A 21,883-nucleotide genomic window follows, 5' to 3' on the forward strand; every position below is an offset into this window, starting at 1 on the left:
GGACGGACAGCCCTTAGGGTGCGGGGGTGACACCGCTGAGCGGCGTCGCCGGGTTCGCGAGCGCCTCGGTGTCCACCGGCGCACCCGAGCGGATGAGGTTCTGGATGTCCTCCGTGACATCCCACACGTTCACGTTCATCCCCGCGAGCACCTTGCCCTCCTTGAGCCAAAAGGCGATGAACTGCCGCTTGCCCACGTCCCCGCGGAGCACGACCTGGTCGTACGAGCCGGGCGGCGCCCAGCCCGAGTACTCCATCCCCAGGTCGTACTGGTCCGAGAAGAAGTACGGGATCCGGTCGTACGAGACCTCCTGGCCGAGCATCGCCCGGGCGGCGGCGGGTCCGCCGTTGAGCGCGTTCGCCCAGTGCTCGACCCGCAGCCGGATGTCCAGCAGCGGATGGTGCGCGGCGGCGACGTCACCGGCCGCGTAGATGTCGGGGTCGGAGGTGCGCAGCGAGGCGTCGACGGCGATGCCGCCCCCGTGGGCGCGGTCGACGAGGGCGAGCCCGGCGGCCTCGGCCAGGCCCGAGCGCGGCGCGGCGCCGATCGCGGCGAGCACGCTGTGTGCCGGGTGCTCCTCACCGTCGTCGGTACGGGCGGCGAGGACCATACCGTCCTGGCCGGTGATCTCGGTCAGCCGGGCGCCGAAGCGGAACCGCACGCCGTGCTCACGGTGAAGATCGGCGAAGAGCTGACCGAGCTCGGGCCCGATGACATGGTGCAGCGGAGTGGATGAGGGCTCGACGACGGTGACCTCGGCCCCGTAACCGCGGGCGGCCGCCGCCACCTCCAGACCGATCCAGCCTCCTCCGGCGATCACCAGATGGCCGTTGTCCCGGCCGAGGCCGGCGAGCACCTGCCGCAGCCGGTCGGCATGTGCGAGACGGCGCAGATGGTGGACGCCGGCCAGATCGGTGCCCGGGATGTCGAGGCGGCGGGGCTCGGCGCCCGTGGCCAGCAGCAGCTTGTCGTAGTGGACGTTCGTGCCGTCGCCGAGCCGTACGGAACGCCCGGCGCGGTCGATGGAGGTGACGGGCTGGCCCAGGTGCAGCTCGATGTCGTGCTGTGCGTACCAGGCCGGCTCGTGGACGAAGACGCTGTCCCGCTCGTCCTTCCCCGTCAGATACCCCTTGGACAGCGGCGGACGTTCGTACGGGTGGTCGCGTTCGTCACCGATCAGGATCACCCTGCCCGTGAACCCCTCGGCGCGGAGGGTCTCCGCTGCCTTGGCCCCGGCAAGTCCCCCGCCCACGATGACGAAAGTCCGATGCGCGTCGACCACTTGGCTCCTCCTTGTTCACTACCGGGGGACCGGGAGTTGGCCCCCCGGACAACACTGCACGCTACGCCGCCTACAGCGAGCGTCCCGCACGGAGCGTGATGGGGGAAGAGGGGGTGTCAGGGTGGGCGTGTCGGTTCCGGCCGGATCCCACCCCCGGATCGCCGTCGTGGGGTCATGGCAACGCCGCGTCCCCCAGGGCGCGGAAATGGCCCTGGGGGACGTACACGGAATGACGGAACGACGGGATGGACAGAATGGACGGAATGGGCGGACATGGAATGGACGGAGTGAGCCCGTACTGAGTGGACGCTGTCCGTCGCTTTCGGCAGACGCCATTCGCCAGACGGTCATTCGGCAGAGCGTCATTCGGCAGACGGTCATTCGGCAGAGCGTCATTCGGCAGACGGTCACTTGACGATGATGTCCGGCGGAGGCGGGGCGGGGACGTCCGGCGCGGGGGGAGCGGGGGCTTCCGGCGCGGGTGCGTCGGGCACGGTGGGGCTGCCCGTGTCGTCCTTGCCCGGCTCGGGGGACGTCGGCTTGTCCGGGCACGGCGGACCGTCACCGCCGTTGGTGCCGCTGCCGCTGTTGCCGCCCGAACCCCGGCCGCCGCACTTGCCGCTGCCCCGGCCTCCGGCGCCGCCGGTGCCGGTACCGCCCGGAGCCTGGCAGACCGGGGCGTTGCCGCCGGTGCCGTTGCCGCCGTTGCCGCCGGTCGCACTACCGGGTGCGCAGTAGTCGTCGAGGTCGTCGTGGTCCTTGTGCCGGCCTTCGTCCTTGCCCTTGTCCTTGTGCCGGTCCTTGTCCTTGTGGTCCTTGTCCTTGTGCTCCTTGTCCTTGTGGCTCCCACCGGTGATGACCGAGGCCGACAGATTCTGCGGCGCGGACGCCGCGAACGCGGCGCCGGCGGGGATCATGACTCCACTGACGGGGAGCAGGACGGAGGCGGCAACGAGGGCCAGACCACTTTTCCGCGTCGTGCGCTTCATGAGCGTGTTCATTCCTTTCAGGTGTCCTCTGGGTCACGAGGACGAAGAGAAACTCGAAGTCTTCTTGAGAATCCGGAGAAAGAGTCGTCCGGAAGCAGGGCCGTGAATCGGCGCCGCGGGGGGCTGCGGCTGGGTGGCGCGAGGCTCGCCTTCACCACCCAGCCGCATGGGACTCATACGGTGCCGTTCACGGCGTGAGTCCCCGGAGAGGGCTAGCCGGCCGTGGCGTTTCCACCGTTACCACCGGTGGCATTGCCATTGCCTTCGGCCGTAGCGTTACCGCCATTGCCGCCCGTGGCATCGCCATTACCCTCGGCCGTAGCGTTACCGCCATTGCCGCCCGTGGCATCGCCATTACCCTCGGCCGTAGCGTTACCGCCATTGCCGCCCGTGGCATCGCCATTACCCTCGGCCGTAGCATTGCCACCATTGCCGCCGGTCGCGTTGCCATTACCCTCGGCCGTAGCATTGCCACCATTGCCGCCCGTGGCATCGCCATTACCCTCGGCCGTGGCATTGCCACCGTTGCCGCCGGTCGCGTTGCCATTACCCTTGGTCGTGGCGTTACCGCCGTTGCCGCCCGTGGCATTGCCTGACTGCTTCTTCTCCTTCTTCTCTTCCTTCTTCTCTTCCTTCTTCTCGTGCTTGTCGTGCTTACTGTGCTTGTCATGCTTGTCATGGCTGACGAGGCCCACGACGTGTGAGGCGGGCACCGGGGACGCTGTCGCGGCGGTTGCCGGGAGAATGACGCCTCCGGCGACCACGACGGCCGACGTGACGAGCGTCGCGAGGCGAAAACCTCGGCGCTTGGGGCGGTCGGTGTCGCGGGTGTGAATAACACGGGTCATGATCTTTTCTCCTTTTGACACGGAAGATATTTCGGCTGCCCCCGAAATGGGAGGCGATCCGAATCTGCGGAACAGAACCTGTGGAGTTCCGTGCACCCAGTAAGCCCGGCCACCATCAGGGGGTCATGTTCCGAGGAGTCGGGACTTGACGGACCCGCAGGCGGGCAGGTAAAAGCCGCTGGAAATCACGGGCGGACACGCCTGGTATCCCGTCCGGACGGCCCTCAGCACAGGGGCGGGCCGGGCAAGGGATGGGACGGGCGGGAGGGTGCGCGTGTGTGAGGGGAAGGAAGCGTCGACCGGGGGAACGCGGGAGCCACCGGTCCCCCACCGGGAATTCAGCGGGGCGGCGGCTCAGCGGATACGGCGGCCACCGGCACGCGAGTCAGCCGCGGCGGTACGGCGAGCGGATTGTCAGTCGCGGCGGCCAGATGAACGGTTTCAGCCGCGGTGTGCCGTCAATCGGACGTGCAGGGCCCGGGCCGAGGCATCCGTGAGCGAGGCGATCTGGTCGACGATCACGCGCTTGCGCGTGCGGTCGCCGGCAGCGGCGTCGAACAGCGCCCGGAACTGCGGTTCCAGGCCCTCCGGGGCGCGGGCGACCAGTGCCTCCGCGAGCTCGGCCACCACGATGCGCTGCTCGGCGCGCAGCGCCTCCTGCTCCGCCCGCTGCATGACGTAGCGGTCGGCGACCGCCTTGAGGACCGCACACTCGACTTGGGCCTCTTCGGGGACGACGAGCTCCGCCGCATAGCGGGTGAGCCGTCCGGTGCCGTACGCCTGGCGCGTCGCCGTCTCGGCGGCCAGACAGAACCTCCCGATCAGCTGGCTCGTCGCGTCCTTGAGGCGTGCCTGCGCCACCGCGGAGCCGTCGTACCCGTGCGGCCACCACTCCTCGTCCACCAGCCGGTCCAGGGCCGCGGTGAGCCGCTGCGGATCCGTGTCCTCGGGGACGTACCGGCCGATGGCCACCGCCCAGATCTCCCGGCGCTCGTGCTCGGACAGCAGCGCGTTCGGATCGATGTGCCCGGCGTGCAGCCCGTCCTCGAAGTCGTGTACGGAATACGCCACATCGTCGGACCAGTCCATCACCTGCGCCTCGAAGCACTTGCGATGGCCCGGCGCACCCTCGCGCACCCAGGCGAAGACCGGAAGGTCGTCCTCGTACACCCCGAACTTCGGCGACCCGGGGTCGGTGGGGTGGCCGCCGCGGGCCCAGGGGTACTTGGTCGCGGCGTCGAGAGCGGCCCGGGTGAGATTGAGTCCGACGCTGACGGGTTCACCGGCCTGGGGGGAGTCGACGAAGCGCTTGGGCTCGATCCGGGTGAGCAGCCGCAGGGACTGGGCGTTGCCCTCGAAGCCGCCGCAGTCCTTGGCCACGTCGTTGAGTGCCTGCTCGCCGTTGTGCCCGAACGGCGGATGGCCCAGGTCGTGCGCCAGGCACGCGGCCTCCACCAGATCGGGATCACAGCCGAGGGCCTCCCCCAGCTCACGGCCGACCTGGGCGCACTCCAGGGAGTGGGTCAACCGGGTGCGCGGGCTCGGATCCCAGGCCGCACTGCGCGTACCGGGCGTCACCACCTGGGTCTTTCCCGCGAGGCGGCGGAGCGCGGCGGAGTGCAGCACCCGCGCACGGTCGCGCTGGAAGGCCGTGCGGCCGGGGCGCTTGTCGGGCTCGGCGGCCCACCGCGCGGTCGCCGCTTCGTCGTAGTCACAGGGGTCGCCGACCGTACCGAAGGTGCCTTCCATGCCCCCGACGGTAGTCGCTCACGGGCGGGGGTGCGGCACGGGATCGGGCGGGGTGCGGCTCAGGCGGTGACCAGTTGGCGCCGGTCCGGCATGTGCTGGGTGGCCTGCGCCGCGTCGTAGCGCCGCAGCACCAGGCGGGCGAGCGCGGCATGAGCCCCGAGCGGGGCAGCGGCGATCCAGGGGGCGGCGTCGGCCACGGCCGACGCGAACCGGCCGGGCGCCGTGAAGTACGAGGCGACGGCAATACGGTGCCGGCCACGGGCCGACAGTGCGCGCACCGCGTCGGGCACGCTCGGCGAGACCGCGGAGGCGTACGCGGGCACGACAGGCACCCCGCCGAGACGCTCGCTGAGCAGCTCGGCCGTACGACGGGCGTCGGCGGCCGACTCGGGGTCGCGCGACCCGGCCGCCGCCAGCACCACCCCGGCGCCGCGGCTGCCCTCGTCCGCGGTGCGCCACCCGGCCTCGACGAGCCGTGCGTACAGCGCCTCGACGAGAAGCGGATGCGGTCCCAGCGGCGCTGCGATCCTGGCGCGAAGCCCCGGCGCAGCGGCGACGGCGCCGGGGATGTCCCGCTTGACGTGGTAGCCGCGGCCGAGCAGGAGCGGCACCAGCACGGCATCGTGACGGCCCGCCGCGACGAGACCGGCGAGGGTGTCGGGCAGCAGGGGCTCGTCGAGCTCGATGTGCCCGAGCCGGACGTCCAGTCCCGGGCGGAGCTCGCGGACCCGGTCGAGCAGCCGGTGGACGGTCCGCGCGGCACGCGGATCGCGGCTGCCGTGCGCGACGGCGACGAGGACCGGGGCGGGTCCGGGGGCAGGCGCGGCGGCAGGGGCGGCAGGGGCGGCAACCACAGATGCAGCGGCTGCGCCGAGGGGAACGGCCCGTCGCGCGGGGGACGGAACGGCCGGCCCGGATGCGGACGGGCCGGCCGAGCGGTTACCGGTAGGGCTCATGGGTCTGCGCACTCCGTTGAGCTGGACATGGCTGAGTTGCTCGCCCAGCTCGGCGGTGATCCGAGTGAGCAGCTGTGCGGTGCTGTCGAGGGGCAGCGCGCTCGGGGTCGTGCTCTTGCGCGTGTGTGCCGACGCCGTCATGGACCGATCCTGGCGGGCGGAGATTGCATCGCCGTTGCGGCGTCGTGACAGGTGTTTTCCATGGCCTCACGGACTCGCCGACGACACGGTCAGCACGCCTCCGGGCTCCGGGTCCCGGCAGCCGACCCGGGCTCCCCGGGCTCAGGTCATCCGGGCGGGCGATCTGACGGCTCGGGCGAACGGAGCCCAGGTGACCAGGACGGCTCAGGTGAGACCGAAGGCGGGTCGCGTCCGCGTCACCGTGCCGTGTCACGCCACACTGAGGGCCCTCAGGGCCCTGAGGGACTATCAGCTTCCCGCAAGGCCGTCACGCCCGGACACGTCCCCGGCCCAGCAGGCCGGACGGGGTGTCAGCTCGCCAGCCAGACACGCAGCTCCGGGCCGGCCACGCAGCCCTGCCGGGTCGCCGCCGCCAGGGAGTCGCCCTGCTCGTAGCCCACGACTGGCAACCCCGGCCAGAGCCGGGCGACAGCCGCGAGGCAACCCGACCAGGCACCCTCGAGATCGCCGTCGGCGCCGAAGAGGTTGGACACGCCGATGACGGAGGCGCTGCGGCTGACCACCGCGCCGGCGACCGTACGCCGGCCGCCTTCGGTCGTACCCGCGAGGAGAGTCGTGGCACGCCCGGTGAGGAGCTCGGGACGGAACAGGCCCGCCATGCCCTCGTCGCCTCCGGACCAGGCCATGCCCCACGCCGCCAAGCTGCCGGCCGCGCGCACCGGCCGCCAGACGACGTCCTGCGGGCCGACGGGCGCAGCGAGCGTGGCCGAGCGGTGGATCCAGCGCGCCTGGAACAGCACATCGAAGCCGTACGCGGAAAGGTCGAGGCTCCCGAAGCTGTCCTTCACCGAACAGCCCGGCGCCTCCAGGTCGACCCCGTCCAGCACATCGCGGACCGATGCCTCGGGCGACAGCGTCACCGCATCCGGGTAGAGCGGCGGGGTGCGGCGCTCGCTGGTCCAGGCCCGCGCACCGAACACCCCGGGGATCCCATGCGCGCGGCACATGGCGTCGCACCACTCGGCGTTGTTCCTGGCAGACACGGCGATCATTTCCCCATCATGCCGGACGAGCCGCGCCCGTTCGCTCCACCTTCGCAGTCCCGTCGCTCCATATACGCCGTTCCGCACCGCCATCTGCGCAGTTCCCTCGCTCCATCTGCGCACTCCCACACCGCCCATATACGCAGTCCTGGACCCGCGTACGGCAAGTCATGTGGGGCCGCCATGTGAGGCCGCCGGGCGCCGGGCTCGTCCGCCACCGCAGGTGGGATGGTCGTCCCGGTCACAACTGCGGCATGCACTGAACCGTCGTGCTCCGGGAAGCGTCCGTCTGACCAGAAACGTCGTGTCCAGCCCGGACGCGACGCACGGACCAGGGGGGTCTCACCGCATGCGCAAGCTCCCGCTGCGCCTGCCCAGCAGCCGGCGCGGGCGGCGACGTGCCGTCCAGGCCCTCATGCTCGGCTGCGTACTCGCGCTGGCGCCGGCGACATGGATGCACGCCGTCGCCGACAGCCGTATCCGGACCGTCTCCGACGTCCCCGCGCACGATGTCGCGGTCGTCTTCGGCGCCGGGCTGTGGAAGGGCAGGCCGACCCCCTACCTCGCGCACCGGCTGGACACCGCCGCCGAGCTGTACCGGTCGGGCAAGGTCAAAGTGGTGCTCGTCACCGGTGACAACAGCAGGGCCGAGTACGACGAGCCGGACGCGATGCGCGTCTACCTCTCCGCGCGCGGAGTACCGGACGGCCGGATCGTCAGCGACTACGCCGGTTTCGACACCTGGGACTCGTGCGTACGCGCGAAGAAGATCTTCGGCGTCGACCGGGCGGTACTGGTGACCCAGGGATTCCACATCGAGCGGGCCGTCGCCCTGTGCCAGGCTGCGGGCGTGGAGTCGTACGGCGTCGGCGTCGCGGAACCGCTGGACGCGACCTGGTACTACGGCGGGACACGGGAGCTGTTCGCGGCGGGCAAGGCCGCTCTGGACGCGGCGTTCGAGCCGGATCCGACCTTTCTGGGGAACAAGGAGGCGGGAGTCACGGAAGCGCTGGCGGCGGCCGTCGCGCCTCGGCCCTGACCACGACCGCGACGTGCCTTGGGCCTGACCACGACCGCGACGTGCCCCGGGCCTGACCACGACCGCGACGTGCCCTGGGCCTGACATGGCCGTTGCGTGGCGCGGTCCCGAGGCCGCTGGGCCCGCGCCGGACGGCCGGAGTTCACCACTCGTCGGACTGCGGGCTGAGGGGCGCGTACCGGCGTCGTAATGGGAAGTGCTGGTGCCCGTAACACACACGTCGCACGCTGAAGGGCATGTCCCCTGATCCGGCCCGCGCGCTCGTGCCCACCCACTGCCCGTACTGCTCCCTGCAGTGCGGCATGAACCTGCGCGGATCCGGACCGGCGGTCGAGGTCGTGGAGCGCCATGACTTCCCCGTGAACCGGGGAGCCCTGTGCGGCAAGGGACGCACGGCACCCGCGGTGCTCTCCTCCCGGGTGCGGCTGACCGGGCCCCTGGTCCGGCGCCCCGCAACCGGCAGGCTCGAACCTGCCACCTGGGAGGAGGCCCTGCGTGCCACCGCCGAAGGGCTCCGGCGGACCCAGGACGGCCACGGCCCCGACGCCGTGGGGGTGTTCGGCGGCGGGGGCCTCACCAATGAGAAGGCGTACGCGCTCGGGAAGTTCGCCCGGGTCGTGCTCCGCACCTCCCAGATCGACTACAACGGCCGCTTCTGCATGTCGTCGGCCGCGGCCGCGCACCACAGGGCGTTCGGTCTCGACCGGGGCCTGCCGTTCCCGCTCGAGGACATTCCGCGCACCGGATGCGTCGTCCTCGTCGGGTCCAACCTCGCCGAGACGATGCCGCCCGCGCTGCGCTACCTCACGGAACTGAAGGAGAACGGCGGTTCGCTGATCGTCGTCGACCCGCGCCGCACGAAGACCGCCGAGCAGGCCGACCTCCATCTCGCCCCCCGGCCGGGCACCGATCTGGCCCTGGCGCTCGGGCTGCTGCATCTGGTCGTCGCCCAGGGGCGGACGGACGAAGAGTTCATCCGGGAACGCACCACGGGGTGGGAGGACGCCAGGGCGGCCGCGATGGCCCACTGGCCCGAGCTGGTCGAGCGCATCACCGGTGTCGGCGTCCCGCAACTGCGCGCCGCCGTGGACATGTTCTGCGACGCGCCGAACGCCATGGTCCTCACGGCACGCGGCCCGGAGCAGCAGTCGAAGGGAACGGACACCGTCGGCGCCTGGATCAACCTCGCCCTGGCGACCGGGAACGCGGGCCGGCCCCTGTCCGGATACGGCTGTCTCACCGGCCAGGGCAACGGTCAGGGCGGCCGCGAGCACGGCCAGAAGGCCGACCAGCTGCCCGGCTATCGCCGACTCGACGACCCCGCGGCCCGGGCACATGTCGCGGGGGTGTGGGGAGTCGACCCCGATTCACTGCCCGGGCCCGGCCGCAGCGCCTACGAACTCCTCGACGCACTCGGGCAGGACGTGAAGGCACTGCTGCTCATGGGCTCCAATCCGGTGGTGTCCGCACCGAGGGCCGGGCATGTGGAGGAACGGATCCGGGCCCTGGACTTCCTCGCCGTCGCCGATGTCGTGCTGTCCGAGACGGCGGAGCTGGCGGACGTGGTGTTCCCGGTGACCCAGTGGGCGGAGGAGACGGGGACCACGACGAACCTGGAGGGCCGTGTGCTGCTGCGGCGGCGCGCGATCACACCGCCGGAGGGTGTGCGCAGCGATCTGGAGGTCCTGCACGGGCTGGCCGCGCTGCTGGGCCACGAGAAGGGGTTCCCGACGGACCCGGAGGAGGTCTTCGGGGAGCTGCGGCGCGCGTCGGCGGGAGGGGCCGCGGACTACTCGGGCATCAGCTACCGGCGACTCGAGGAGGAGAACGGGGTCTTCTGGCCGTGCCCGGAGGTGCCGGAGGGGGCGCAGACACCGGGGGCCGCGGAGGGGGCGGGAACGTCGGGAGCCGAGGAGGGGACGGGGCCACCGGATATCGAGGAGGAGGTCCGGATGTCTCAGGGGACGGGGGGCCACCAGGAGACGGGGGGCGGCGTGGGAACGGGTAGCCGCCCGGCCGGCGTCGTACGGGACGGGCATCCCGGCACCCCCCGGCTGTTCCTGGAACGGTTCGCCACGCCGGACGGGCGGGCCCGTTTCGTGCCGGTCGTCCACCGGGAAGCCGCGGAGGACACCGATGCGGAGTACCCGGTGCTTCTGACGACCGGACGAGTCGTCGCCCAGTACCAGTCCGGGGCACAGACCCGCCGGGTCGCCGAGCTGAACGCGGCGGCACCCGGTCCCTTCGTCGAGCTGCATCCGCGGCTGGCCGCACGGGTGGGGGTTGCCGACGGGGAACCCGTCGCCGTCGTGTCACGGCGTGGCAGGGCGGTCGCACCGGCGCGGCTGACCGAGGCGATCCGGCCGGACACCGCCTTCATGCCGTTCCACTGGGCGGGCGCGGGGAGGGCCAACACGCTCACCAACCCGGCGCTCGATCCGGTGTCGCGGATGCCCGAGTTCAAGGTGTGTGCCGTGCGGCTGGAGCCGACGGCGGCCGAGGACCGCTGAGGACGGCCGATGACCGCTGACGGACGACAGACGTCGACCAGCAGCGGACAACCGGCAAGCGGCAGACGGCAGACGGCGGCCGTCCAGGGGCAGAGGGCGCAGAGCGAACGACAGACGGCGAACTACCGGCGGCGGACGACAGGCGACCGGCGACAGACAGCAGATCTCAACCGACGGATTTCAGATGACAGATTTCACACTCTGTCATCGCTCAGTCGCCGTACGTCCTGCCCGTCCCGGCAGCGCACCAGTCGCCACCCGGGATCACCGCTCCCCTCGCCCGCAGCTCCCTGGCGACCGCCTCCGCCGCCACGTACACCCAGGCCGCGACGCGACCCCGGGCAGTCTCCACGTCCCTGACCACCCGCACATACACATTGCGCGGGTCGTCCGGGCCGAAGTACTCCTCCAGCTCGTCCAGCACGGTCGTCAGCTCGCGGTACCGGTCAGGAGCCGCGGTGACCAGTTCGCCGTTCACCGCGCCGTCACCGCCTTCGACCAGGTACGGGTAGCCCGGGCCCCCGTACAGCACCGCCCCCGCGAGCCGCGCCGGTTCCTCGGCGGAGGTGCGGCCGCGCAGGAAGCGGTCGTGGTTGTGCTCGCCGGGGCGAAGAGTGCCGTAGACGAAGAAAGGCAGCGGCGCCTCCCTCGCACCGGCACCGGCTTCGGCTTCGATCCCGGCGCTCATGCCGCCGTCGCCGCCGGAGCCGTTCACGGTGCCGCCGGGGTGATCGTCTCGGTCCCGACCCACTCCAGGTAAGCGGAGCTGCCGCGTACCACCGGCATGGCCACGATCTCCGGATTGTCGTAGTCGTGATGGGCCTTCAGATGCGCCTCGAGCGCGTCGTAGCAGCCCTCGGTGGTCTTGAAGAGGATCTGCCACTCCTCGCTCGTCTCGATGGCGCCCTGCCAGCGGTAGACGGAAGTGACGGGCGCGGAGATCTGGGCGCACGCGGCCAGTCGCGCCTCCACCACGCCCCGTGCGAGCGCCTCGGCCTTCGCCGCGCTGTCGGTGGTGGTCAGGACCGCCAGGGCCCGGGTCTCCAGGGTCACGAGCACTCCTCACTTCGGGTTCCGGTCCATAACGTAGGCGACCGGTCCCGCGGCAGGCAGCCCGGGCCGGGGGATCTGGCCAAGAGCCCCGGGAGCGAGCACAGGCCGAGGGCCCGGGCCTCGACAGCTCCACGCCGAGGGGCCCGGGCCGGGGTCCGTCGTCGGCTCAGCCCGCGTAGGGCCGCACCGCCTTGGCGTCCCGCAGCACGCTCCCCCACCAGGCGAGCTGGTCGAGCATCGCCTTGACGGCCCCGTCCGGTCCCGCGGGGTCCCGGTGCCGGCCGTCCTCGTCGAAGTGGGCGTGCGGATGGGCGAAGGAGACCGTGTTGCGGATGGTGACGGCGTGCAGTTCGGCGAAGACCTGACGGAGCTGTTCCACCGCGCGCAGTCCGCCGGAGATCCCGCCGTAGGAGAGGAAGGCGACCGGCTTGGCCTGCCACTGGGTGGGGTGCCAGTCGATGAGGTTCTTCAGGGCGGCGGGGAAGGAGTGGTTGTACTCCGGGGTCATCACCACGAAGGCGTCGGCGCCGGCGAGACGGGGTGAGACCTCGGCGAGCGCCGCGCCGGCCCGTTCACCGGGGCGTGAGGACAGCGCGGTGGGCAGCTCGACCGCGGCGAGGTCGATCACGTCGGTGGCGAAGTCCTCGCGGGTGGCGATCCGGGACAGGAACCAGTCGGCGATGACGGGTCCGAAGCGGCCTTCGCGATTGCTGCTGATGATCAGGCTGAGCTTGAGCGGAGTGCTCCGCACGGGTGTGGTGACGTCCATGCCGATAAGCCTCGTACCTCAACCTTGGTTGAGGTCAAGCGCATCGATGGACACCCGGCCGGCATCGACGAACACCCTGCGGGCATCGATGGACATCCGGCCGACACGCGGGGCGGCGCCCTCACGTCACTCGTTCGGCGCGACCGCCCGCACCGTGCGCCCAATGGCCGATCCCACCTGCAGTGACCTGCGTGAACGCGGCGCGCGGACGACGATGAACGTCGCCCGCCACCGGATCTGATCAACCATCAGCAGGCGTGCACGGCGCGCTGGCTCTTACCTCGGAAGTGCAAGGCCCGCGAAGAGCGGCGAAGTGCACCGTCCTGGCGGTGCGCTGCAGTGCATTGCCTCGGAAGTGACGACGCGGAAGCCATCGCCCCGGAGGACGACATGCGCACCACGGCCCGCCTGCTGACCGGCGTGTCCGGCCCCGCGATGGCGGCAGGGGTGTGTCTGGGCGTCTGCGCCGGGGCCGCACCGGCCCACGCCGAGGACTTCGAGGTGCTGGAGGTCAAGCCGTCGGCGGTGTCCGTCGGCGCGAGCGTCACCGTGAGCACCACCGCGTGCGGGAAGAACGGCCATGGCACGGGAGACGCCCGGTCGCTCGGCGCGGGCGACTTCAAGGCGTCGCCCGCCGAGGACAAGAAGGGGGCGGTGACCGGCCGGTTCACGGTGCCCAGGAAGGCGAGACCGGGGAACTACGGCGTCGCCGTGCTGTGCGACAACGGCAAGGAGGCCACCGGAGACGTGGTGGTCCGGTCCCCGGGACAGCAAGCGAGCGGCCGCCAACCGAGCGGCCATGTGAAGACGGGAGTCGGCGGCAGCGTCGGCCCCGACACCACCCAGATCGCGGTGGGCTTGGCCGTTCTGGCCATGTCCGCCGCCGGCGGGGCGTGGCTCCTGCGGCGTCGGGCGAGCGGCGCGCAGGGCAGCTGACGGGGCTCGGCTCGCCGTCCTCGTACCGCCGTCCCCACCCCCGTCAAGCGTCCGGCTGACGGGGGCGGGGAGCCGTTTCCCGGAGGGCCCTCTTTCCCGGAAGGCTTCGTTCCCCGGGGACTTCTCTCCCGGAGGACTTCCATGCAGAGCGGGCACAGGGGCGGCGGGTGGGGCAGGGGGTGGCCGGTGGCGGTGGCCGTCTGCGTCGGTCTGTGGCTGGTACAGAACGGCTCCCGGGATGTGACACCGCCCGTGCCGTCCGCCGCCGAGGCCTTCGCGGCGGACGGGTACACGGAGGCGGCGGCCGATCCGCTGCCGCCTTCGGAGCCGGTCCGTTTCCTCATCCCGCGGATCCGGGTGGACGCTCCGGTGATGCCGCTCGGCCTGGCGGGCGACGGAAGCCTCGAGGTGCCGCCGCCCGAGGAGTACGGCGATACGGCGGGCTGGTACCGGGGCGGCACCGCTCCGGGTGCGCGGGGCACGGCCGTGGTGGCCGGGCACGTCGACGATGCGCGGGGCCCGGCGGTCTTCTACGACCTGGGCACGCTGAAGAAGGGCCATCGGATCGAGGTGGTCCGCGAGGACGGTCGCACGGCGGTGTTCACGGTGGACGCGGTGGAGGTGTACGCGAACGAGGACTTCCCGGACCGGAAGGTCTACGGGGCCTCGGGCAGGGCGGAGTTGCGGGTGATCACCTGTGGTGGCGGCTTCGACAGCAGGTCGGGCTACCTGGGGAACGTGGTCGTCTTCGCCCATCTGATCGGGGTTCGGGGCGGGCGCGCCGCGGCCTGAGGGTTCGCCGCTTCGTGGAGGGGCATCCGGCTCGGGCCGCGGCACCGGTCACGCGAAGGGGCCTTCGGTGACGAAGCGCCGGAGGTGGCCGGCGAAGGTCGCGGCTTCCTCGGGCGGCCATGTGGCGAGACTGGCTTCGATGTGGTCGTACAGGCGGCGGCGCAGGGCCTCCACCGTGCGTTCGCCTTCGGCCGTGAGGGCGAGCAGTGTCGCTCTGCGGTCCCCGGGGTCGGGTTCGCGCCGGACGAGTCCCGCTTCTTCCAGCCTGGAGGCGCGCCGGGTGACACCGGAGCGGTCGAGGCCCACGTCGCCGGCCAGGCTCGCGGCACTGCACGGTCCGCTTCTCGCCAGCCCGCTGAGGACCGGATAGGTCAGCTCGTCCACGCCCTCGCCGAGGCCGGTGGTCATCGTTCGGTACAGCTCCAGGCGGGTGCTGCGCTTGAGCAGTACTCCCAGGGCTTCGGCGATCTCATGTCCCACACCGTTGTCCATGCCTCCACCCTAGCGTGCGCTGCGCACGCTTATGCGCTACAGTTCAGGAGAAGCGTGCGCAGCGCACGCAACATCCTTGATGAGGCACCGGAAGGGACCACGCCATGAACCGCACGGGTATCGCCGCCGCACTGAAGGACCTGCTCTTCAACTCCGCGCTCGACCTCGACGAAGCCGCCGACCGGCACTTCGCCCCCGACTACCGCCAGCGCACGGACGGCGAGTGGGCCGACCGCGACGGCTTCCTCGAGCACATCGCCCACCTCCGCACCGTCGTGGCCGACGGTTCCATCGAGGTCCATGACGAGCTGTACGACGGCCACCTCTACGCCGACCGCCACACGGTCCACGTCACGAAGAAGGACGGGTCCACCGTGCTCACGGAGGTCTACGTGATCGGCGAGTTCGCACCCGACGGCCGATTCCGCCGTATCGAGGAGGTCACCCTCATGCTCGAAGGCTCCGAAACGGACCGGAACCTGGGCAGTGCCCGCTGAGGTGTAACGGGGCGGGGCCGCAATCGGTTCACGCCTGCCACGCCGCGCCTCCACGCCCCGGACACCCAGGACACCCAGGACACCCAGGACACCCAGGACACCCAGGACACCCAGGACACCCAGGACACCCAGGAGAAAAATTGCACACCCCTCCTGAATACGTTTGCCGCATCTGTGGTTTCGACTTCGAAGACGTGGCGACATGGGAAAGCGAAGTTCCGCAGTACGTGATCTGCCTGTGCTGCGGAATGGAGTCAGGCCTCGAAGATACAGACCTCGAGAAGGCAAGAAACTATCGAGCCAGCTGGGTCGCGAACGGCGCCCGATGGGCTTCCGCGCGTCATAAGCCGCAGGATTGGAACGTACTCAAGCAGATGGCCAGCATCCCACCAGCGTGGCGATGATTCCAGCTGATGGCAAGAATTCGCACTAGCCGTGGCGCGCGAAAGACCGGCTAAAGCCGAAACTGTCGAATCGACGGTACATCCGTCCTCGCCAACCCTTTGAATCGGTCCACCAAATACCCTGGTGGACCGATTCACACATCGGGGAGCGCAGCAGCTAACGAGCTCTTACCGGACTGACAGGGGCACAAAATGGCCTCGGTCACCACCTAAGAGCCCTAGACCCTGACATCGGGCCGAAGTCGATGAACAGGCTGACGCCGAAGAGCCCCATCAGCCAGGCGGCTTCGACACTGGCAGACGGCCTAGTCTAGATGACTATCTCAAGGCACAAAGCCAGCGAGAGCGCTGACAGGGAACGAAAGGCAACTTCATGCCATCTGAAAATCTCGCCCCTCCAGGACCGGACGAGGAATCCGTCTGCCGCGTGTGCGGTTTTGACGACGGCGACCTCTTTTGGGAAGGAGGCTGGCCGACGGCTCTGATCTGCGTATGCTGCGGCAACGAGTCAGATGTGTCTGACACGAGCATCATGGGGATCAGGAACTACCGTGGATACTGGACCGGAAATGGCACCCAGTGGCGCTCCCCTTCACGCAAGCCAGATAATTGGGACCTGCTGAATCAGCTGTCCCGAATCCCCGTCGATTGGCGCTGACTGCTTCAAAGGCAGGCACAGTCCCCACGAGTGGCAGAACGAAACCGGACGCGGAGAATTGGTGAAATAGCGGAATGAACTCAACGGAGAAGGTCACCGAGGAGACCGTCTGCCGCGTCTGCGGGTTGGGCGACGGTGAAATCCTCTGGGACTCATACGGCGTCCCGCAATATGTCATCTGCGAATGCTGTGGAACCGAGTCCGGGATTGGCGACGGAAATGCCATGCAGGTGCGCGAGATTCGCGGACTTTGGCTGGGCCGAGGCGCCCCATGGCATGAGGGCAAGGCAAAGCCGCAGTCGTGGGATCTGTTGGAACAGATCAAGAACATCCCAGCTGAATGGAGATGACTTCATCACCCATCATCCAAGGAATGTGCCCGAAGACCCGAACCGCCGCCTGGCACTGACCCGATGACTCACAGGTAGGTACATCACCGTCCGTCACTGCCGCCGCGTCCACACCTGCGGACGGCCCGACTTGATGCCTCGCGGCGGTAGCGGCTCGAGCCGGGCACACGGGTCGTTCGTCAGATCCCCACGCCGCACGAGACGTGATCACCAACGAACAAGATCAACCTCCGCAACAGACCTAGCCCGACCACTGGTCGAAGGCCAGCTTCGCGACCAGGGAGAACACCACCACCAGCAGGACGCCACGGACGAACTCCGCGCCCTTGCGCAGCGCCATCCGCGCCCCGGTCATCCCTCCCGCCAGGTTGAACACCGCCATCAGCGCGGCCAGTTGCCACAGCACCGCGCCCTGGTAGGCGAACATCGCGAGGGCACCGGCGTTGGTGCAGACGTTGACGATCTTGGCGGTGGCGGAGGCGGTGACCAGGTCGAGGTGGAGCACCGCGGTGAGCGCGAGGACGAGGAAGGTGCCGGTGCCGGGTCCGAAGAGCCCGTCGTAGAAGCCGATCCCGCCCCCGACGAGGACGATCGCGGTGACGATACGGGCGCGCGTGACCGGCCCTCGGTCCTCGGTGGTGCCGAACGACGGGCGCAGCATCACGAAGGCCGCGACGCACAGCAGCACCACCATGATCACGGGACGCAGCACGCTGCTGCTGATTCCTCCCGCGAAGAATGCCCCTGCCATGGATCCGGCGAGTGCGGCGAGCCCGATCCGTACCGCGGTCCTCACCTGGATCCGGGCCTTTCGGACATAGGTCACCGCCGCTCCGGTGGTCCCCACGATCGCCACGGCCTTGTTGGTGCCGAGGATCTGCACGGCGGGCACCTGTGGCATGCCGAGGAGGAGGGCAGGCAGCAGCAACAGTCCCCCGCCGCCCACGACCGCGTCGATCCAGCCCGCCGCGGCGGCGGCGACGCAGAGGACGACGAGCGTGGTCAGCGAGATGTCGGGCATGTACGCGACCCTAGAGAGCAGATAGGTGCACCGTCCATGCTTCTTGGTCGTTCTTGAGCAACCTCTGAGCTTCCCGCGTGGAAGGTCTCCCTCCGTCCCGCTCCCGCCGTCCGCGCCGCCGCGGTGGCAGCTCCCGTTCCGCCTCACAGCGCGTGCGGCTCCGCGCTGAGATCAGCGTTCCTCACGGGAAACAACGCAGATGCGGCCAGGTAACAGCGGCGCCGCATGCTGCCTGCATGGATACGAGGATCGTGGTGATCGGCGCCGGGATGGCGGGAGCGCGGCTGGCGCGCCTGCTCGCTCCGTCGTGTGACGTCACCCTGCTCGGGGAGGAGCCGCACGCCCCCTACAACCGGGTGCTGCTCGCCGAGGTCCTCGCCGGGCGGTACGCACCGGAGGTGATCGCCCTGCCGCCGGTGCCGGGCGGACCGGAGACGGTGCGGCGCGGGGTGCGGGCCGTCCGTATCGACCGCGCGGCGCGGACCGTGCACTGCGCGGACGGCTCGGCGGTGGCGTACGACCGGCTCGTACTGGCGACCGGCTCGAACCCGGTGCTGCCGCCGCTGCGCGGCACCTCGTCCGGGCTTCCCGACGGTGTCCACCCGTTCCGCACCCTTGACGACTGTCTGGCCCTGGCGGCCGTGGCCCGCGCGGGCACGCGTGCGGTGGTCATCGGGGGCGGTCTGCTCGGTGTCTCCGCGGCGCGTGCGCTCGCGGAGCGGGGAGCGGACGTGGTCCTGGCCCATCACGGGCCCACGCTGATGGACCGCTATCTCGACCCGGAGGCCGGAGCCCTGGTCCGGGCCCATCTGGCGGGCCTCGGCGTGGAGATCCACACCGAGTGCCATGTCCGCGGGCTGCGCAGCGGCACCGGGGCGGTCGTCACGGGCGTCGAGCTCGCGGACGGCTTTGTCCTCGACGCGGAGTGCGTGGTCCTCGCCTGCGGGGTCCGGCCCCGGACGGCTCTGGCCGTCGACGCGGGTCTGGAGGTCCGCCAGGGGATCGTCGTGGACGACGCGCTGGGTACGTCGGACCCGTTCATCCACGCCATCGGCGACTGCGCCGAGCACGCGGGAACGGTCTACGGTCTGGCGACGGCGGCGGTGGAGCAGGCGGACGCACTCGCGGCCCTGCTCACCGGCGCCGAGCCCGCATCCGTCTACACCGGCACCCGTGCTCTCACCCGGCTGACCCTCGGCGGCGCCGGCAGTCTCGACGTCGCCGCTTTCGGGGATCCCGCCCCGCGCCCCGGAGACGACGTCGTGCAACTGGCCGACGCCACCCGCGGGGCGTACCGGAAGGTCGTCGTCCGCGGGGACCGCCTCGTCGGGGGCGTACTGCTCGGGGATCTCGCCACGGTCGGCGCGCTCGCACGCGCCTGGGAGGGCGACGACCCGCTTCCCGACGCCCCGCTGCTCCACCTGCTCACCACCGACGGAGGTTTCTGAGATGACCGCGCCCACCGTGACCGCGTCCACGACGACCACGCCCACGATCGTGCTGGTCGGCCACGGCATGGTCGGCCAGCGTTTCCTGGAGGCCCTCGCCGAGCGGGGTGTCACGGAGCGCGCGAGGGTCGTCGTGCTGTGCGAGGAGCCCCGTCCGGCATACGACCGGGTGCAGCTGACCTCCTACTTCGCGGGCCGCACGCCCGACGATCTGTCCCTCGTCGAGGACGGGTTCATGGAGCGGTACGGCATCGAGCTCCACCTCGACGACCCGGCCGAGAGCGTCGACCGTGCCGCGCGCACGGTGACCGCGCGCTCCGGGCGGACGTTCGCGTACGACACGCTCGTGCTGGCGACCGGCTCGTATCCGTTCGTGCCGCCCGTCCCGGGGCGGGACGCCGAGGGCTGCTTCGTGTACCGCACCATCGAGGATCTGCTCGCGATCGAGGAGTACGCCAAGACGTCCCGTACGGGCGTCGTCGTCGGCGGGGGGCTGCTCGGTCTGGAGGCGGCGGGCGCGCTCAAGGGGCTCGGTCTGGACACCCACATCGTCGAGTTCGCACCGCGGCTGATGCCGGTGCAGGTCGACGCGGGCGGTGGCGCGGCGCTGATGCGGACCATCGAGGACATGGGACTGACCGTGCACACGGGCGTCGGCACCCAGGAGATCGTGACCGACGGCGGTGCGGTCACCGGGATGAACCTCTCCGACTCCTCCACGCTCACCACCGATCTCGTGGTCTTCTCGGCGGGGGTCCGGCCGCGTGATCAACTGGCCCGCGACATGGGCCTGGCCGTGGGCGAACGCGGCGGGATCACGGTCGACGACCAGTGCCGTACGTCGGATCCCGACGTCTTCGCGATCGGCGAGTGCGCCCTCGCGTCGGACGGCCGGGTGTACGGACTGGTCGCGCCCGGCTACGAGATGGCGAAGACCGTCGCCGATGTGCTGGTGGGTGACGAGGGCGCCTTCACTGGTGCCGACATGTCGACAAAGCTGAAGCTGCTCGGGGTGGACGTGGCGTCGTTCGGCGACGCGCACGGCACGGCCGAGGGCTGTCTGGACGTCGTGTACTCCGACTCGCGCGCCGGGGTCTACAAGAAGCTGGTCGTCAGCCCGGAGGGTGAGCTGCTCGGGGGCGTCCTCGTCGGTGACGCCGAGTCGTACGGCATGCTCCGGCCGCTCACGGGCAGTGTGCCGCCCGTCCCGCCCGAGCAGCTGGTGCTGCCGGCGGGCGCCGGGGCGCCCGTCGCCCTCGGCCCCTCCGCACTTCCGGACGACGCGGTCATCTGCTCCTGCCACAACGTCACCAAGGGCGAGATCTGCGCCCACACCTCGCTGCCGGAGGTGAAGAAGTGCACCAAGGCCGGTACGGGCTGCGGGAGTTGTGTCAAGGTCATCGGCCAGCTGCTGCCGCAGGCGGCGGACCAGGGCCTGTGCGGCTGCTTCTCCTACACCCGCACCGAGCTGTACGAGATCGTCCGCACCCTGCGGCTCACCTCGTACGCGCAAGTGCTCGATTCGCACGGCCGTGAGGAGGCCCGCGGCGGCGACGGCTGCGAGATCTGCAAGCCGGCCGTGGGCTCGATCCTCGCGAGCCTCGGCAACGGGTACATCCTCGACGGCGAGCAGGGGGCGCTGCAGGACACCAACGACCACTTCCTCGCCAACCTCCAGCGCAACGGCTCGTACTCGATCGTGCCGCGCATCCCCGGCGGTGAGATCACCCCGGACAAGCTGATCGTGATCGGCGAGGTGGCCCGCGACTACGGTCTCTACACGAAGATCACAGGCGGCCAGCGGATCGACCTGTTCGGCGCGCGGGTCGACCAGCTCCCGGCGATCTGGACCCGGCTCGTCGACGCCGGATTCGAGTCGGGTCACGCGTACGGGAAGGCGCTGCGTACCGTCAAGTCCTGTGTGGGGCAGACCTGGTGCCGCTACGGCGTCCAGGACAGCGTGCGGATGGCGATCGACCTGGAACTGCGCTACCGGGGCCTGCGCGCCCCGCACAAGCTGAAGTCGGCGGTGTCGGGCTGCGCCCGTGAGTGCGCCGAGGCGCAGTCGAAGGACTTCGGTGTGATCGCCACCGCCAACGGCTGGAACCTGTACGTCGGCGGCAACGGCGGCGCCACACCCCGGCACGCCGACCTGCTCGCCCAGGATCTGTCCGACGCCGAACTGGTGCGGCTCATCGACCGGTTCCTGATGTTCTACATCCGCACCGCGGACCGGCTGGAGCGCACCTCCACCTGGCTGGAGCGGCTCGAGGGCGGCCTGGACCACCTGAGGGACGTCGTCGTACACGATTCGCTGGGCCTGTGCGAGGAGTTGGAGGCCCTGATGGCGGAACACGTCTCGGGCTACCGCGACGAGTGGGCCGAGACGCTGGACGACCCGGACCGCCTGCGCCGCTTCGTGTCGTTCGTGAACGCGCCGGACGCGCCGGACCCGTCCGTGAAGTTCGTCCCGGAGCGGGACCAGATCAAGCCGGACCTGACCATTCTGACCCTGGGCCCAACAGTGGGGGCACCCCTGGACCCGACCCTGGAAGGGACTCTCACGCGATGACGCTCCAACTGCACGTGGACGACGACTGGTTCCCGGTCTGCGACCTGTCCCGCCTCACCCCTGGCCGCGGCATGGCGGCGCTGCTCCCGGACGGCCGGCAGGCCGCCCTGTTCGTGGACCGGTCGGGGCGGGCCTACGCGATCGACAACCGCGATCCGTTCACCGGCGCGCAGGTCCTCTCGCGCGGGCTGGTCGGCAGCGCGGACGGCCGGCCGTTCGTCGCGTCGCCGCTGCTGAAGCAGCGCTTCGATCTGGAGACGGGCCGCTGTCTGGACGACGACGCGGTGACGGTTCGGGCGTATCCGGTGCGTACGGGGGCGTGAAGGGCGCGAGC

The 21,883-nt window shown here is 70.6% G+C and carries 20 protein-coding genes; 9 read left to right on the plus strand and 11 right to left on the minus strand.

From position 1 onward, the window contains the following. Positions 1-13 precede the first annotated feature (13 nt). The 6 genes from ACTWOL_RS12100 to ACTWOL_RS12125 form a co-directional block, all read right to left on the minus strand. Positions 14-1,282 (minus strand): NAD(P)/FAD-dependent oxidoreductase, encoded by a 1,269-nt coding sequence (locus ACTWOL_RS12100; RefSeq protein WP_474296653.1) that lies wholly within the window; start codon positions 1,280-1,282, stop codon positions 14-16. Between the two features lie 407 nt (positions 1,283-1,689). Further along, on the minus strand, positions 1,690-2,271 hold the full coding sequence (locus ACTWOL_RS12105) for a hypothetical protein (protein WP_474296654.1): 582 nt from the start codon (positions 2,269-2,271) through the stop codon (positions 1,690-1,692). Between the two features lie 212 nt (positions 2,272-2,483). Beyond that, entirely contained in the window at positions 2,484-3,119 is a 636-nt protein-coding gene (locus ACTWOL_RS12110; RefSeq protein WP_474296655.1) for a hypothetical protein, read from the minus strand. 441 nt (positions 3,120-3,560) lie between these two features. Continuing rightward, on the minus strand, positions 3,561-4,868 hold the full coding sequence (locus ACTWOL_RS12115; protein ID WP_474296656.1) for a deoxyguanosinetriphosphate triphosphohydrolase: 1,308 nt from the start codon (positions 4,866-4,868) through the stop codon (positions 3,561-3,563). Positions 4,869-4,927: 59 nt separating this feature from the next. Beyond that, the gene (locus tag ACTWOL_RS12120) at positions 4,928-5,965 is read right to left on the minus strand and encodes a sirohydrochlorin chelatase (RefSeq protein WP_474296657.1); all 1,038 of its coding nucleotides are present in this window, start codon (positions 5,963-5,965) and stop codon (positions 4,928-4,930) included. Positions 5,966-6,315: 350 nt separating this feature from the next. After that, complete coding sequence (locus ACTWOL_RS12125) at positions 6,316-7,017, minus strand: hypothetical protein (RefSeq protein ID WP_474296658.1); 702 nt, start codon at positions 7,015-7,017, stop codon at positions 6,316-6,318. A 340-nt stretch (positions 7,018-7,357) separates the two neighbouring features. Between ACTWOL_RS12125 and ACTWOL_RS12130 the strand changes: the two genes are divergently transcribed. Beyond that, positions 7,358-8,047 (plus strand): SanA/YdcF family protein, encoded by a 690-nt coding sequence (locus ACTWOL_RS12130; RefSeq protein WP_474296659.1) that lies wholly within the window; start codon positions 7,358-7,360, stop codon positions 8,045-8,047. Positions 8,048-8,283: 236 nt separating this feature from the next. Then, the gene (locus ACTWOL_RS12135) at positions 8,284-10,557 is read left to right on the plus strand and encodes a molybdopterin oxidoreductase family protein (protein WP_474296660.1); all 2,274 of its coding nucleotides are present in this window, start codon (positions 8,284-8,286) and stop codon (positions 10,555-10,557) included. A 211-nt stretch (positions 10,558-10,768) separates the two neighbouring features. Here the strand turns inward: ACTWOL_RS12135 and ACTWOL_RS12140 are convergent, their stop codons facing one another. From ACTWOL_RS12140 to ACTWOL_RS12150, 3 genes are all read right to left on the minus strand, one after another. Continuing rightward, the gene (locus tag ACTWOL_RS12140) at positions 10,769-11,245 is read right to left on the minus strand and encodes a gamma-glutamylcyclotransferase family protein (protein WP_474296661.1); all 477 of its coding nucleotides are present in this window, start codon (positions 11,243-11,245) and stop codon (positions 10,769-10,771) included. A gap of 23 nt (positions 11,246-11,268) precedes the next feature. Beyond that, positions 11,269-11,610 carry a divalent-cation tolerance protein CutA gene (cutA, locus tag ACTWOL_RS12145; RefSeq protein WP_474296662.1) on the minus strand — a complete coding sequence of 114 codons (342 nt, stop codon included), beginning with the start codon at positions 11,608-11,610 and terminating at the stop codon, positions 11,269-11,271. Positions 11,611-11,776: 166 nt separating this feature from the next. Next, positions 11,777-12,379: an NADPH-dependent FMN reductase gene (locus ACTWOL_RS12150; RefSeq protein ID WP_474296663.1), complete on the minus strand. Its 603-nt coding sequence runs from the start codon at positions 12,377-12,379 to the stop codon at positions 11,777-11,779. A gap of 390 nt (positions 12,380-12,769) precedes the next feature. Here ACTWOL_RS12150 and ACTWOL_RS12155 point away from each other — a divergent pair, with 390 nt between their 5' ends. After that, positions 12,770-13,315 (plus strand): hypothetical protein, encoded by a 546-nt coding sequence (locus ACTWOL_RS12155; RefSeq protein ID WP_474296664.1) that lies wholly within the window; start codon positions 12,770-12,772, stop codon positions 13,313-13,315. Positions 13,316-13,456: 141 nt separating this feature from the next. Then, a complete protein-coding gene (locus ACTWOL_RS12160; RefSeq protein WP_474296665.1) occupies positions 13,457-14,107 on the plus strand; it encodes a class F sortase in 651 nt (216 codons plus the stop codon). Between the two features lie 48 nt (positions 14,108-14,155). Here ACTWOL_RS12160 and ACTWOL_RS12165 read toward each other — a convergent pair whose 3' ends face one another. Beyond that, positions 14,156-14,599 (minus strand): MarR family winged helix-turn-helix transcriptional regulator, encoded by a 444-nt coding sequence (locus tag ACTWOL_RS12165; protein ID WP_474296666.1) that lies wholly within the window; start codon positions 14,597-14,599, stop codon positions 14,156-14,158. Positions 14,600-14,703: 104 nt separating this feature from the next. On the opposite strand from ACTWOL_RS12165, the gene ACTWOL_RS12170 reads away from it, so the two are divergent. Together ACTWOL_RS12170 and ACTWOL_RS12175 are read left to right on the plus strand one after the other, a co-directional pair. Further along, on the plus strand, positions 14,704-15,096 hold the full coding sequence (locus tag ACTWOL_RS12170) for a nuclear transport factor 2 family protein (RefSeq protein WP_474296667.1): 393 nt from the start codon (positions 14,704-14,706) through the stop codon (positions 15,094-15,096). A 1,136-nt stretch (positions 15,097-16,232) separates the two neighbouring features. Next, complete coding sequence (locus ACTWOL_RS12175; protein WP_474296668.1) at positions 16,233-16,508, plus strand: hypothetical protein; 276 nt, start codon at positions 16,233-16,235, stop codon at positions 16,506-16,508. 241 nt (positions 16,509-16,749) lie between these two features. Here the strand turns inward: ACTWOL_RS12175 and ACTWOL_RS12180 are convergent, their stop codons facing one another. Beyond that, positions 16,750-17,529 (minus strand): sulfite exporter TauE/SafE family protein, encoded by a 780-nt coding sequence (locus tag ACTWOL_RS12180; RefSeq protein WP_474296669.1) that lies wholly within the window; start codon positions 17,527-17,529, stop codon positions 16,750-16,752. A gap of 236 nt (positions 17,530-17,765) precedes the next feature. On the opposite strand from ACTWOL_RS12180, the gene ACTWOL_RS12185 reads away from it, so the two are divergent. From ACTWOL_RS12185 to nirD, 3 genes are read left to right on the plus strand one after another with little or no spacing between them, the layout of a single operon-like run. Beyond that, positions 17,766-18,977, plus strand: coding sequence for an NAD(P)/FAD-dependent oxidoreductase (locus ACTWOL_RS12185; RefSeq protein WP_474296670.1), 1,212 nt, complete (start codon positions 17,766-17,768; stop codon positions 18,975-18,977). Position 18,978: 1 nt separating this feature from the next. Beyond that, on the plus strand, positions 18,979-21,549 hold the full coding sequence (gene nirB, locus ACTWOL_RS12190; RefSeq protein WP_474296671.1) for a nitrite reductase large subunit NirB: 2,571 nt from the start codon (positions 18,979-18,981) through the stop codon (positions 21,547-21,549). Then, on the plus strand, positions 21,546-21,872 hold the full coding sequence (nirD, locus tag ACTWOL_RS12195; protein ID WP_474296672.1) for a nitrite reductase small subunit NirD: 327 nt from the start codon (positions 21,546-21,548) through the stop codon (positions 21,870-21,872). The genes nirB and nirD overlap by 4 nt, the downstream gene beginning before the upstream one ends. Positions 21,873-21,883 lie beyond the last annotated feature (11 nt).

The organism is Micromonospora sp. IBHARD003, assembly GCF_056106285.1.